Here is a 15,119-nt window from a genome sequence, read left to right as displayed (position 1 = left end):
TACATTGATATAATAGAAAAATCACAAAGGTAAATAAACTGATGAAAAGGTGCGTGTAGAGATGGATTTAACTAAAATTTCTAGTCCATCCTTTTTAAAAGACTTGAATAAAAAGCAACTAGAAGCGCTGGCAGGCGAAATTCGCGCTTTTCTAATCGAAAAATGTTCAATAACTGGTGGTCATATTGGCCCTAATTTAGGCGTAGTTGAGCTGACGATTGCATTGCATAAAGCTTTTAATAGTCCAAAGGATAAATTTTTATGGGATGTTGGACACCAAGCATATGTCCACAAAATTTTAACAGGTCGGGCGAGCCAATTTGACACTTTACGTCAATTTAAAGGGTTATGCGGTTTTCCGAAGCTTGTCGAAAGTGAACATGATATGTGGGAGACGGGTCATAGCTCCACATCTTTATCTGCAGCGATGGGTATGGCAGCAGCTAGGGATATTAAAGGAGATAAAAACTTTGTTGTTCCGATTATCGGTGATGGTGCTTTAACAGGTGGTATGGCGCTAGAAGCACTGAACCATATTGGGCATGAAAAAACAAATATGATTGTCATTTTAAACGATAATGAAATGTCGATTGCACCAAACGTCGGAGCACTCCATGACGTTTTGGGCAGACTTCGTACTGCAAAGGAATATTCTCGTGCTAAAGAGGATTTGGAATCATTAATCAATAAAATTCCTATGGTCGGAGGCAAATTGGCAGCGACTGCAGAACGTGTAAAAGATAGCTTGAAATATTTGGTTGTTTCAGGTGTTTTCTTTGAAGAATTAGGATTCAAATATTTAGGTCCTATCGATGGTCATGATTTTGAAGCATTAGAAAAAACTTTAGAATATGCAAAGAAAGTTCAAGGTCCTGTTCTTGTGCATGTCATTACGAAAAAAGGTAAAGGCTACAAACCTGCAGAAGATGATACAGTCGGTACTTGGCACGGAACTGGTCCATATAAAATGGAAACAGGTGCATTCGTAAAATCTGCCTCTAAAGGTCCTGCATGGAGTAGTTTAGTAGCGGAATCGGTTCGTAAATGCATGAAAGAGGATAACCGCATTGTGACTATTACACCAGCAATGCCGGTTGGATCAAAGCTTGAAGGGATTCAACGTGACTTCCCGAATCGCTTCTATGATGTCGGAATTGCCGAACAGCATGCAACGACAATGGCTGCGGGTCTTGCCACACAGCATATGAAACCGTTTTTATCGATTTATTCTACGTTCCTTCAGCGTGCGTATGACCAGGTCCTACATGATATAGCCCGTCCAAACCTGAACGTATTTATCGGAATTGACCGTGCAGGCTTAGTTGGAGCAGATGGTGAAACACATCAGGGTGTATTTGATGTTTCATTTTTACGTCATATCCCGAACATCGTATTAATGATGCCAAAGGATGAAAATGAAGGGCAACATATGGTGAAAACAGCACTAGAGTATAATGACGGGCCTATAGCTCTTCGTTATCCTCGCGGTAATGGTTATGGAGTAGAAATGGATGCGGAAATGAAAGCGTTGCCGATTGGATCATGGGAAGTATTGCGTGAAGGATCAGATGCCGCTATTTTAACTTTCGGTACAACAATTCCAATGGCGTTACATGCGGCAGAATTATTGGCTGAGCAAGGCATTTCTGTTCGAGTTGTCAATGCGCGTTTTATCAAGCCTATGGACGAAGCAATGCTGCATGAAATTATGCAGGCAAATCTACCAATTTTAACAATTGAAGAAACGATGTTGCAAGGTGGATTTGGTAGCGCAGTATTAGAATTTGCCTTCGATAAGCAATACCGAAATGTGCAGATTGAACGTATCGGTATTCCGGACGAATTTATCGAACATGGTGAAGTAGATCTATTATTAGAAGAAATTAACGTGACGGCTGAAGAAGCGGTAAAACGCATTACACAGCTCGTACCGAATAAACAGTCGGATAGGGTTTAATATAGAATGACAAAGCAAAAAAAAGAACGGGTAGATGTAATGCTTGTAGAGCGCGGGTTGTGCGAAACACGAGAAAAGGCAAAGCGCTCAATCATGGCTGGACTTGTGTTTTCCAATGAAGTACGTATCGACAAAGCAGGGGAGAAAATTGAGGTTGACGCCCCGCTGCAAGTAAAAGGGTCGCAATTAAAATATGTATCACGCGGTGGATTAAAACTTGAAAAGGCACTTGAAATTTTTGATTTATCCGTAGATGGCAAGCTTATGCTTGATATTGGTTCGTCAACAGGCGGCTTTACAGATTGCGCCTTACAAAACGGTGCCCGTCATTGTTATGCACTTGATGTAGGTTCGAATCAGCTAGCATGGAAAATTCGGTCAGATGAACGTGTAACGGTTATGGAAAAGACGAATTTCCGTTATACAAAACCGGAAGATTTAGTAGAAGGCTTACCGGATTTTGCAACAATTGATGTTTCCTTTATTTCCTTATCGCTTATTTTACCTGTTTTGAAAACGGTATTAATGCAAGGGGGCGATGTAATGGCCCTTGTAAAGCCGCAATTTGAAGCTGGTAGAGAAAACGTAGGAAAAAAAGGAATTGTCCGGGATCCTAAAGTTCACTTAGCTGTATTAGAGGAAACTGCTAAAATGGCGACTGAAAATGGCTTTGTGGTTAAGGATGCATCATTCTCACCGATAACTGGTGGGGAAGGCAATATCGAATTTTTATTCCATTTGTATAACCCTCATGATGGTGAAGAAGTAGAAGCATTTACAAGTTTTGATCAAGTCGTAAATGATGCACATACTAGTTTAAAATAATGAAAAGTACAAAATGGGTCGATTTGACTTATTTTGTGCTTTTTTTATTATTTTTTGAATATGGGTAATTGAATTGCTGTAAAAAATGTTTTTGAATAATTTAGCATTAAGAGAGTTTTTAGGCATAAAATACTAATTAAAATCAAAAGCACATTAATTTATCTTTAGAACGATTTCTATTGAACTATTTATTGGCATTATATAGTATAATCTATAGAAAATATAACAATCTAGAGGATGACTTAAGTGTGGTATCGAATTTTTTTAGATTAATTGCAGTGATCATATTCGTACTTCTTCTCGCATATTGCCAAAAGGAGAAGAAAGAAGAAATTCCCTTTCAGCCAATGGAGGAAAATGCGCAGTTTATTGACAAGTACTTTATTAAGGACGGGTGGCTCCAAACAGATTTAACTGATCAACAAGAAATTTACTTGTCTGAATCAATAGGTCTATGGATGCAATATCTGCTTTTGATAGGGGATGAGCAGCGATTTGACGAGCAGGTAGGAATATTATCGGAATATTTTATGACGAAGGATTCTCTCGTTTCCTGGCGATATGAGGATGGGATGCATTTCGGTACAAATGCATTAATAGATGATTTTCGCATAATGACGGGTTTAAATGAGGCCGGCAACTTGTGGGGGAATAAAAAGTACAAAGAAATGGCAGTTGCAATCGGAAATAGCATTGTGAAACTACAATTAAAAAACGGTACTTTAGTGGATTTCTATGACGGTGTATCTTCTAATGATTCTTTGACATTGTCCTATTTAAAGCCGTCAGCTCTACGTTTTTTACAACAAGAAAACTTACTGAGCAAAAAGCAGATGGACTGGAATATGAGTTTATTACAGCAAATACCTATTCAGAATGGGTGGTTTGCCAAAAGATATTTTCCGAAAGAAAAACGATATGAATTTGATGAAGAGGTAAATTTAATCGATCAATATTATATTGCCTACCATCGGACATTTATCGATGCACCAAATGATGAACTAATAAGCTTTACGAAGCAAATGCTATCTCAACATGGCAAGTTATACGGACGCATAAATGCTAAAACGAAAAAGTTTACGGTCAATTATGAATCACCGGCTGTGTATGCCTTAGCCTTTATGGCGATGGAACGGGCAGGTGAAGAGGAATTAGCTCGACAGTTGTTTGAAAAAATGCTGAAGTTAAGAGTAAAAGATAGTGTAAGCAATTATAAAGGTGGCTATATAGATATTTTTACTAGGCAAACACATTTTTTTGATAATATTCTACCATTATTAGCAGAGGCAGGTACTGGCCATGAAAAATAAAAAAAATTATGATTTATTAATTCAAGTGTTTTGTTTGGTCTGTATTCAATTGCTGTTTTTATATATTATCGACCCAAATGAACTTGAACAATTATTGCTTGTCGTTCTATTAGTAATAGTTATTGCCGTGACACTTTTTACAAGCACACTTGGCGGCCTTATGTTTAGTCTTTTTATAATTTTTGGAGCAGGGACAATATTACTTTTACAGTCAACGACAATGTTAATTGGAAACTGGCAAACAATTAAAGTTAATCAATTCCTTCAGTTCGGTGTCATTTTAATTATAAGTATTTTGCTTGCTGGGTCCATTCAGGAAAAAATTACAATGTTAATGAAGGTAAATGAGAAACTGAAAAAAGACCTTCAACAATTTGTATCCATCGATTTAGATACTTCATTTGATTCAGCTCAGCGAATGGAAGTGGAAGTAAAGAGAGAACTTAGCCGGATAAAACGTCACGGAGGCAGATTTACATTACTACTATTTCAAATTGATTATTTTGAAGAGTTTCAGCAAGTATATGGTGAAAAGGAAGTACAGCATCTATTAAAAACTATTGGTAGAAGAGTAAATGATATCGTACGAACGTCGGATAGTAAATTTAGGGTGTCAGACAATCGTTTCGCACTTTTGCTTATCGAAACGAAAAAGTCCTCAATTGAAATCATTTTAAATAACTTAGCGATTGGCTTGCAGGAACATGAGTTATTAAATGGTAAAAAAGTGACGTTAACTTTTCATATGAGCTTTGAAGAATGTAGTAGTAAGTCAGGGGATATTGAATATAAAACTTTAATGAACAATTTAGAAAGAGAGATTATCTTCTATGCGATGTAAAGTATTAGTCTATATGTCGTCGCTCGTATTGATTTTAAGTATAATGGCCGTTCCTGTCGATGCATTTAATTTTGAATATTCTTCCGTCACTTTTTTATATGAGGCGAATACTGAACAGGAATTCACAATGGTACGATATATAGAGGCAAATTTAACGGGACATTTTGATGAGGTTATCATGTATTCCTTTGACGAGATAGCAAATAAAAAAATACAATCCGATATATTAGTAGGATATAAGGGAAGTACAGATCTAGCCGGAAATAGTTCCATAATAAATAAGTTAGAGGCTTTTGCTGGCCCAGTAATTGCCCTCGGTCAGTTTTATAAAGTTGCCCCACAGTTTCCCAATTGGATAAATAAAGAGAATATCCCTATTCATACGCTCGCAACAATGCCAATGAAAAATTTGAGATTGCTCTCGAATGTACAGATTGATCCGCAATCACAAATACTAAAATATGCAAAAGGTTACAATGAGATAGTTCCTTTGCTTGTGAAGTATAAAGAGCACCAGTCGTTGTTTTTAGAACAGTATAATCATTTAGAAGCACAAATTTTATTGAATGAATTAATAGCTTCGGTTAGTAATCCAAATGCTTATAATGAGCATCCATCGTTTATCATTATTGAGCATATTAATCCGTTGACGAATGTAGATAAACTTGCTGAAGTTGCAAATGTACTGACTGAAAGAAGAGTACCTATCCTTCTAAATGTGTCACCCAATTATTATGATGAAAAAACAAGTACTAGTGCATCCCTAATTGATGCAAAACCGCTAGTTTCACTATTGCGGGAACTTCAACAGCAAGGAGCAGTAATTATCACTAGTAATTCAATTGATTACGAGGAAGATGGAACAGATAGTGAGCGAATATTTTATGATAATTTCGAAACAGCGGTCCAAGTATTAATTAATGAAGAGTTGATTCCCTCAGCAATTTATAATGATCAAAGCAATATCCCACTGGCACACTATATCGAGATGTCACAGAAAACCTCTACTTTTTTTGGTAAGCTTTCGCTATCTGATGATAACTCTATTGATACACAAGCACCTTTAGTAATCAGTAACCCTAGTCTATTAAATCGCCAAAAGTTGTTTCCTATTACTTTAAGTTCTCCGCAATATAATTATGAAGATCCTTTGTTAATTTTGAAAAATGAGGTAGATCATTTAGAACTCGTCAATAATACAGTTTTAAGTACAACTTTTTCTATGTATGATGGTATATCCGTACTATCTGACATAATTACTACATTGGAAAACGTACCGGAGATGTATTGGTATGATTTTAATCGAGAAGCATTCCACATAAAGACCAATAAATTCGAAGTCAATAATGTGGATGGGGATTATCGAGTAGAATCAGAATGGACTATAATAGACGAGCTGAAATGGAGATTTAAGGAACGGCCATTGGAGATGGTGTTGTGGGTACTTGTTTTTTTACCGGTTGCATTTGTTCTATTGTTTACAATTAATATATTCCTTTTAAGGTTACGCTATCGAAAAAATTTATTTGAGGAGAGAACATAGTGGCAAATTTCCTATTTTATATGTCGCTGTTTTTAATTTGGGTTATGTTGCTCTACCATATGTTTCTTGCGCAAGGTGGTTATTTGCACTATAAACGCTATCGACAGCAAATCCCTACTTGGGATAAAAAAATGCGTTCACTTCCAAAAGTTCCTAAAGTTTCGGTTTTTATTCCTGCTCATAACGAAGAAATGGTTATCGCACAAACATTAAAAGCGATGGTCCGTCTCAACTACCCGAAGGATCGTCTTCAAATTATTTTAATATGTGATAATTGCACTGATAAAACAAAAGAGATCGGAGAGTCTTTTGCACAGGATTTTCAATATTTAAAGGTTATTGAAACCGAAGATCCACTAAAAGGGCGCGGGAAAGCTACCGCATTAAACTATGCTTTGCAGAACTCTTCAGATGATATTATTGTAGTTTATGATGCAGACAATACACCTGAAAAGGATGCACTCTGGTATTTGGTAATGGGACTTGTGAATGACGAAAAAGCTGCTGCAATGGTTGGAAAGTTTCGTGTTATAAATGCAAATAATACTTGGTTAACCCATTTTATCAATATCGAAACTATCTGTTTTCAATGGATGGCACAGGCGGGGAGATGGTTTTGGTTTGGGGTAGCTACGATACCAGGTACTAATTTTGCTATCAGAAGAAATGTAATTGAGCAGCTTGGCGGATGGGATGCAAATGCGATGGCTGAAGATACGGAGTTGACTATTCGTGTATATGATCTAGGCTATCACATCAGATTTTTCCCTGCTGCCATTACATGGGAACAAGAGCCTGAAGTGTTGAGGGTTTGGTGGAAGCAGCGAATTCGCTGGGCTCGTGGTAACCAATATGTTGTATTGAAGTTTATTGGGAAAATATTCAGCTTAAAACAAAAGCGGATTATGTTTGATATTTTCTATTTCTTCTTTACGTATTTTTTATTTTTCTTTGGAGTCATCATGTCGAATATCATTTTTATCGTCAATCTTTTCGTTGATTTGAATTTATCTGTCGGTAATATAGCAATCTTCCTTTGGATTATCGCCTTTTTGTTGTTTTTAACAGAAGTCATGATAACATTAAGCATTGAACGGAATCAGCTTACATGGCGGAATATATTATATGTAGTATCAATGTATTTTTCGTATTCGCAAATGTGGATCATGTTAGTTGTTTATTCTATATTTTTGGAATTTAAACGCATTTTAAAAAAGGAAGACCACAAATGGTATAAAACAGAGCGGTTTTCGGTAAAGGGGGATAAGTAAAATGAAGCATCTGTCGATTATATTAATAAGCTTCATAGCTTTTCTTGTTTGGCAAACAGCAGTATTCGCAAACGAATTAAATATGCTGCCAGAAGAAGTTCGTGAAACTACAAGAAGCCCTTTATTCACTGAAGAAGTGACATTAGAAGGTGAATCAAGCGAAATTGAATTTGTTTACGAATTATTGGAAACACAACAAGAGCAGGGGCAAAAAATACAGTTATTTTTTAATCATTCTCGCCTACTGATTGCGCCTTCCTCATTAACAGTTGAGGTTGATGGCATACCAGTCCAAACGATTGGTCTAGACCAAATGCAATCGCAAATGACTATCCCGTTAGTGGGGAATGCACTGGAAAAAGGTGAACATAGAATTACTATTAAATATGTAGGTATTTTAAAAGAAGGAATCTGTCTTAATCAAAATACAAGTGGGAATTGGATAACATTACAAATTTCCTCGTTTATAGATATTCGCGCAAAGTTAGACGCTGAACTTCAAAATCTCAATCAATATCCAGCTTATTTTATCGGAACGGATACGCGAAACACACAAATTGTTGTATCTGATGAGCCTACGTTGAAAACACTTAATGCCGCTTTACAGCTGACAAATTACCTTTCAAATAGTTCAACTCCGAACAAAGTTAAACTTTTAAAGGAATCACAGGTAAAGGCAATTACAGATGCGACGGTTTTCATTGGATTGAAGGATGAGTTTAAAAACCCAACCTTCAATGAGCTAGTAACCAAAAGCTATGCTGAAGATGGTCTTAGTTTATCGGTACAGACATTGGCACTGCAACAATCTGCCGTGAAAAATGTACTTGTCATAACAGGTAAAGATGATGAGGAATTCAATAAAATAGAGGTATTAACCGAGGATTCATTCGTTAAACAGCTGCATGGAGAACAAATTAAGATTGTAAATCAGCCTATCCTACAGCAACCTGTTCAGGAAAATAAGATAGCATTTAAAAAAATGGGGATCCCAAATACGACGTTAGGTTTTGGCAATACAACTTCAAAAATGTATTTTTACTACATGCCTTATTATCCATTTAATGATATGAAGGCAAGTATTCAACTACATTTAAAAGTGTCAGAGTCTATTTTAACCAATAAATCCAACAATGAGCATGAATTAGTTTTGTTCATAAATGATGTTCCACACAGTATTAATTTAAATGAAGTGAAGTCAGATGAAAATGGCGATATTTTTGTAGAAGTACCGATGAGTAGTGCTGTTTTTACACATTCTACCTTGATGCGTATTCAACTGATGGCAAATGGGTTGCATGAAAGTAAAGAATGTATACAGTCAGATCAAGCCAAGTGGGTATATATTGCCGATGTAAGCTCGTTAAACTTTAATGTTAAGGAACAGGAAGTATCACAATATACATTCCGCTTCTTCCCATTCCCTAAAATTGATGAGCCAATCACGATTGTAGTACCCGATCAATTTCGCTGGTCAGATTTATTAGCTGTTTATGAGGCACTTACGATTAATAATAAGTTACCTGAAATTACGCTAATCCGAACAGAGGATATTAAAAAAGACATTTTAGAAAAAAGTCATGTTATTTTTATAGGCGGTAAAAAACAGCATAAACTGTTACAGGATGAAGTATTGACAGTTCATTACAATAATAATATTCCTGATTTAACGGAGCATGGTTTTTTCAATGTATCAGAATTTGCCTTTATTCAAAACAACCCTTGGAATAAGGATTTTGCATTAGTAGTGTTTGATGTCGTTAGTAGCACAGACCAATATGTGCCAAAGGATTTTGCAGCTAGTTTGAAAATGTTGGGTGATAATGCCAATATTGCAGTGAACGGAAGTGGTGGCAGAGTTCATACAAATGAAGCGCAAGTTACCGATAAAAACCTGACAGAAAAACTAACAACTAACATGATTGACAGCAATAGTTTCTATCTGTTTTTCCTGTTCCTGTTTGCAGTAATTGCGTTGATTGTTTATGTATGGCGGAAACGTAAAAGAAATAAAAACATATAAGATAACTCACACGCTTTTCGTTAATTTGTCTGCACAAATTATACGAAGAGCGTTTCCTATTTCAAGTTTATAAAATAGAATGAATGTTGATAAAAAAAGGGGAATTGAACATATGTACGATTTTTTCTTGTATTTCTTTTATGCAAATGTTAGTGTAAATATACATATATTCTTAACTATTTTAATGAGGTGACTTTTGTGAACAAAGGACAGCGCCATATTCGTATACGCGATATTATTACAAATAATGAAATTGAAACACAGGATGATTTAGTCGATCATTTAAAAAACGCGGGCTACAATGTTACACAAGCTACCGTATCCCGTGATATTAAAGAATTGCATCTAGTTAAAGTTCCCCTGCAGGACGGGCGTTATAAATATAGTTTACCAGCCGATCAGAGATTCAATCCGATTCAAAAATTGCATCGATCATTGTCAGATGCATTCGTATCGATTGATGGAGCTTCACATTTTTTAGTAATGAAGACATTGCCGGGAAATGCCAATGCAATCGGATCTTTATTGGATCACTTAGATTGGACGGAAATTTTAGGAACAATCTGTGGTGATGATACAATCTTAATTATGTGCCGCACAGAAAATGATCGTGAAGAAATAAAAAACCGATTATTAGACATGCTGTAAACCGAGGTGGAGTGGTTTGTTAAGAGAATTAAGTATTCGAAATTTTGCTATTATAGATGATTTAACGGTAAGTTTTTCTGGAGGTTTAACTGTATTAACAGGTGAAACTGGTGCCGGGAAATCAATTATTATTGATGCAGTTAATATATTAGCCGGTGGTCGAGGATCAACCGAATTTATTCGCCATGGTGAAAAAAAAGCAGAGTTGGGTGGACTATTCCAAGTGAATAATAGTCAACATCCGATATTTATGAAACTCGAGGAACATGGGGTAGAGGCAGAAGAAGGGACCATCATACTGCGTCGTGATTTACATGATTCGGGAAAAAGTATTTGCAGAGTTAATGGCAAACTTGTTCCATTATCTGTTTTACGTGATATTGGTGGTAGTTTAATCGATATTCATGGACAGCATGAAAATCAAGAGCTGATGGATGAGAAATTCCATATACATTTATTGGACCATTTTGCACATCATGAACTTCATTCTGTAAAAGCACAATACAGTGAAGCGTATGAAGCGTACCGTCAGTTAAAAAAAGAAGTTGCGGAGCTAAGTATGGACGAGCAGCGGATGGCACAGCGTATCGACTTATATCAATTTCAAATTCAGGAGCTGGAGCAGGCTGCATTAAAAGAGGATGAAGAGGATGAGCTGAACGAAGAACGACTTCGTTTAATGAATTTCCATAAAATCTTTGAACGGGCAAACATGGCATATGAAGCAATTTCCGGTGATGCGAATGGTCTTGATTTTATCGGTAATGCTATGAATGCACTTGAAGATATTGTAGATCTTGATTCGAACTTTAAGGAGCCTTCCGAAGCTGTTACAACAAGCTTTTATGCACTTCAGGATGCCGCGTACCAAATTAAAAATGTGCTCGATGATTTGGAATATGATGCCGAGCGTTTAAATGAAGTCGAACAGCGTCTTGCATTATATCAAAATATGAAACGTAAATATGGTACGACTGTAGAAGAAATTTTAAACTACTACGAAAAAATTGAAGAAGAGCTTAGCCAGCTTATGAACCGCGACGAAACATTGCAGCGAAACGAGCAATTATTAGCGAGCATGGAAGAAAACTTAAATAAAATGGCAAAAGAATTAACTGCAATTCGAAAAGAAAATGCCGTAAAGCTAAGTGAAGCAATAATGAATGAATTACGCATGCTGCATATGGAAAAAGCGCAGTTTATCGTTCAGTTTAATCAATTGGCACAATTCGATGCGAATGGTAGAGATTTCGTTGCATTCTATATTTCGACAAATGTCGGAGAACCTCCAAAATCGTTGCCTAAAGTGGCATCAGGTGGAGAGCTTTCACGAATGATGCTTGCTTTAAAGACAATTTTTTCAACATCCAATGGCATTACATCCATCATTTTTGATGAGGTGGATACTGGTGTAAGCGGTCGAGTCGCTCAAGCCATAGCCGAGAAGATTGCTGCGATTTCAGTGAATTCTCAAGTATTGTGTATTTCGCATTTACCACAAGTAGCAGCAATGGCTGATCATCATTATTATATAAAGAAGCAAGTTGAGTATGATCGTACTTTTACAACACTTTCTGAAATGGAAGAAAAAGAACGCATTGAAGAAATTAGCCGCATGATGAGTGGCTCTGAAATTACAGAGCTTACATTACAACATGCTTCAGAACTAATACAAATGGCAAATGAACGTAAAGAATCCATGAAATAATAAATTATAGAGCCGTCTAAAAATAAAAAAATTTTTTAGGCGGCTTTTGCTGTTTTGTTTATTAGAGGAATCGCTTCGTTAAGCTAAATGTAATTGAATACATTCTAATTTTTCCTCATATCAACAAAATTTTTCCGTTCATAACTCCTTCGTTTCTTCACATAGTAAGCGCATAGAGGAGGTGAATGATGATAAAAAAATGGTCGTTACTCGTTGCAATGCTTTTAATATTGTCGCCAATGCAGGTTTTTGGGAAATCTTTAATTCCGATGGGGCATTCAATCGGAGTACAATTGCAAATGCCATATGTTATAGTTGCTCAGGATGTTTTATTAGAAAGTAGTGAATGGCTGAAAAAGGGAGAGCGGGTTTTAAAATTAAATGGTGAAACAATTAGCCAGCTAGAAGATTTATCCGGTCAAGATGAATCGTTTACCCTAACATTGGAAAATGGAAAGCAACAGCGAGAAATAAGTGTATCTGCCCATGAACTGGTACATTTAAAGCCATTTTTAAGAAGCGAAACGGATGGTGTAGGAACACTCACGTATATCGATCCCGAAACGATGGAATACGGAGCACTTGGCCATCAAATTGTAGACTCCACGATGAAACTTCCTCCAAAATTCAGTGAAGGTGCTATTTATGAAGCATCCATTTCACAGGTGAAAAAGAGTACTCCGGGTCAACCAGGTTACAAAATTTCAATTGTAGATAAATCTCAAACGCCACTCGGAACTGTTAACAGTAATGATGTATACGGTATTTTTGGAAATTGGGAACAATCATTACATGACAGTTTGCATCCACCGCTTGAAATTATACATGCCGATCAATTAAAAAAAGGTAAAGCACAAATCTTAACAGCAATCGACGGTGAAGAGGTCAATTTATTTGATATAAAAATTGACAAACAAACGGATAATACTTTTACGTTCCATGTTGTCGATGAGCGTCTAATCGATAAAACAGGCGGTATTGTTCAAGGGATGAGTGGCAGTCCGATTATTCAAGACAATCAATTTGTAGGAGCTGTAACGCACATGTTTATTGAAGAACCTACAAAGGGTGCCGGAATTCTTGTCATAGAAATGTTAAAAAAGAGTCCATAATAAAAAAAAATGACTACACTTTTAATAAAGTGTAGTCATTTTTTCCTTTTTTCATTACAATAGTACTTAGAGATAATTCGACAAAAACAGAACCATATATTTCCTTGTCGATAAAGGTAGAAAACATAATACTTGTTACTCATTTTTGTGTGTGAAGAAGGATTTAAAGAATTTCTGTCGAAACTTCCCTACAGGACAATGCAAAAGGGATTGGTATCAACTGTCGATCATTTTTGTTATATTCTTATGACAAATAATTAGGGGCATTTGTTAATAAACTCGGCAAAGTTTGTTTTTGTAGAGGAGAAATTGGACAAAATAAAAGGGGGATTTTGATTGACAAAGGTAAAAATTGCGATTGCTGATGATAATCGCGAATTAATAAAAATGATGGAGATTTATTTCGCGAACCATCCGCAAATTGAAATTGTGGCAACTGCTTCAAATGGAAAATTGTGCATTAAAATGTTGGAAGAGCATAAAATCGACGTACTGCTGCTGGATATCATTATGCCACATTTAGATGGACTAGCTGTATTGGAAGAAATGTACAATGATGAACGTCATCTAAATACTCAGGTTATTATGCTTACTGCTTTTGGACAAGAGGATGTTATGAAACAGGCTGTGAATTTTGGCGCATCTTACTTTATGCTGAAACCATTCGAATTTGAACAGCTTGTGCACAAAATTCTACATTGCGCTGGCAAAAAGTTTGAACAGGAAAAACGTACACCAATTTTAGCAACAAACACACCTACAAAAATTGATACGCGTTTATTGGATACAACAATTACAGGGATAATTAAAGAAATTGGTGTACCTGCCCATATAAAAGGATATGCTTATTTACGTGAAGCAATTCAAATGGTGTACAATGATATCGAATTATTAAGTTCCGTAACGAAAATTCTGTATCCGGAAATCGCCAAGAAATTCAGCACAACGCCTTCTCGTGTGGAACGGGCTATCCGTCATGCAATTGAAGTAGCATGGAACAGAGGCAGCTATGAGAACATTTCAGAGCTATTTGGCTATACGGTACACCATATGAAGTCAAAACCGACAAATTCGGAGTTCATTGCTATGATCGCAGACAAGATTCGTATTGAAATGGTAGCTTCGTAATATAATAGATTTTAACACGTTCATTTTCAGCTTAAATGCTAATATGGAGGTGTTTTTTTTATCGATTAAGTTTAAGACAGGAAAAGTCGGGGAATATTTAAAGCAAGTAAGGCCTAGAAGTCTCCCTTACCTCCTTTCAAAGAATAATACCATGCTCGGTATTACTCACTTTTTGTGTCCAGAAATTGTACTGGACACTTTTTTTATTTCATCGTGTTTCAATCTGTTATGTGAATTTAACATTAATTTTACATTTCTCACATTAATCTTAGGTAAAATGATAGAAAATGATTATAGGAGAGATGATAGATGAAGCGATTGAAAATGCCCATATTTGTACTTATTATAATCATATTCATTCTTCTTTTAACATTTCCTTTTAATTTTAGGACAGCTTCCGCACCAGCGGATTTTACAACGGATGTTAAAAGAAATTATATAGAAGGATTACAGACTCAACGGGAAGAATGTTATAGTGATATATTATTACTAGGGACATTAAACAATTCAGAACTAAAATTGGCTAATGAGAAGATGCAGGAGTACTTAAATGAACTAAATAGTTTGAAAAATGTCATAATTTTGAAGGGGGTTAAAAATAAAGTCCTTAACGAGTCTATTGAACTAGACATTATGCTTATTAACAATACTATCAAGGCAATAGAGACTAATGATGAACGTTATTTAGATGGAGTATCAGAAATATATCATAGTTTGTTACAATACCATCATACTTTATATTAATAGTAGATA

12 protein-coding genes are annotated in these 15,119 nt (G+C 35.9%); all 12 read left to right on the top strand.

Going from position 1 to position 15,119, the window contains the following annotated elements:
* The first annotated feature begins 61 nt into the window (after positions 1 to 61).
* The 12 genes from dxs (at position 62) to NYE67_RS12010 (ending at position 15,110) form a co-directional block, all read left to right on the top strand.
* A complete protein-coding gene (dxs, locus tag NYE67_RS12065; RefSeq protein WP_340730188.1) occupies positions 62 to 1,957 on the top strand; it encodes a 1-deoxy-D-xylulose-5-phosphate synthase in 1,896 nt (631 codons plus the stop codon).
* A 6-nt stretch (positions 1,958 to 1,963) separates the two neighbouring features.
* Positions 1,964 to 2,782, top strand: coding sequence for a TlyA family RNA methyltransferase (locus tag NYE67_RS12060; protein WP_340728333.1), 819 nt, complete (start codon positions 1,964 to 1,966; stop codon positions 2,780 to 2,782).
* 248 nt (positions 2,783 to 3,030) lie between these two features.
* The gene (locus NYE67_RS12055; RefSeq protein ID WP_340728332.1) at positions 3,031 to 4,092 is read left to right on the top strand and encodes a glycosyl hydrolase family 8; all 1,062 of its coding nucleotides are present in this window, start codon (positions 3,031 to 3,033) and stop codon (positions 4,090 to 4,092) included.
* Positions 4,082 to 4,933 (top strand): diguanylate cyclase domain-containing protein, encoded by an 852-nt coding sequence (locus tag NYE67_RS12050; protein WP_340728331.1) that lies wholly within the window; start codon positions 4,082 to 4,084, stop codon positions 4,931 to 4,933. Before NYE67_RS12055 ends, NYE67_RS12050 begins: the two co-directional genes overlap by 11 nt.
* Positions 4,923 to 6,476 carry a DUF2334 domain-containing protein gene (locus NYE67_RS12045; RefSeq protein WP_340730187.1) on the top strand — a complete coding sequence of 518 codons (1,554 nt, stop codon included), beginning with the start codon at positions 4,923 to 4,925 and terminating at the stop codon, positions 6,474 to 6,476. Before NYE67_RS12050 ends, NYE67_RS12045 begins: the two co-directional genes overlap by 11 nt.
* Positions 6,476 to 7,747 carry a glycosyltransferase family 2 protein gene (locus NYE67_RS12040; protein WP_340728329.1) on the top strand — a complete coding sequence of 424 codons (1,272 nt, stop codon included), beginning with the start codon at positions 6,476 to 6,478 and terminating at the stop codon, positions 7,745 to 7,747. Before NYE67_RS12045 ends, NYE67_RS12040 begins: the two co-directional genes overlap by 1 nt.
* 1 nt (position 7,748) lies before the next feature.
* Complete coding sequence (locus tag NYE67_RS12035) at positions 7,749 to 9,770, top strand: cellulose biosynthesis cyclic di-GMP-binding regulatory protein BcsB (RefSeq protein WP_340728328.1); 2,022 nt, start codon at positions 7,749 to 7,751, stop codon at positions 9,768 to 9,770.
* A 198-nt stretch (positions 9,771 to 9,968) separates the two neighbouring features.
* Positions 9,969 to 10,418 carry a transcriptional regulator AhrC/ArgR gene (gene ahrC, locus NYE67_RS12030; RefSeq protein ID WP_191699975.1) on the top strand — a complete coding sequence of 150 codons (450 nt, stop codon included), beginning with the start codon at positions 9,969 to 9,971 and terminating at the stop codon, positions 10,416 to 10,418.
* Positions 10,419 to 10,434: 16 nt separating this feature from the next.
* Positions 10,435 to 12,126, top strand: a complete 1,692-nt coding sequence (gene recN / locus NYE67_RS12025) for a DNA repair protein RecN (protein ID WP_340728327.1) — start codon at positions 10,435 to 10,437, stop codon at positions 12,124 to 12,126.
* Between the two features lie 188 nt (positions 12,127 to 12,314).
* On the top strand, positions 12,315 to 13,238 hold the full coding sequence (locus NYE67_RS12020; RefSeq protein WP_340728326.1) for a SpoIVB peptidase S55 domain-containing protein: 924 nt from the start codon (positions 12,315 to 12,317) through the stop codon (positions 13,236 to 13,238).
* A gap of 336 nt (positions 13,239 to 13,574) precedes the next feature.
* On the top strand, positions 13,575 to 14,366 hold the full coding sequence (gene spo0A / locus NYE67_RS12015) for a sporulation transcription factor Spo0A (protein WP_191699969.1): 792 nt from the start codon (positions 13,575 to 13,577) through the stop codon (positions 14,364 to 14,366).
* 309 nt (positions 14,367 to 14,675) lie between these two features.
* Entirely contained in the window at positions 14,676 to 15,110 is a 435-nt protein-coding gene (locus tag NYE67_RS12010) for a hypothetical protein (RefSeq protein WP_340728324.1), read from the top strand.
* Positions 15,111 to 15,119: the final 9 nt, after the last annotated feature.

Origin of the sequence: Solibacillus sp. FSL W8-0474, from assembly GCF_038004065.1 — a bacterium.
Lineage (GTDB): Bacteria > Bacillota > Bacilli > Bacillales_A > Planococcaceae > Solibacillus > Solibacillus faecavium.
This window is presented reverse-complemented; position numbering and strand designations above follow the sequence as displayed.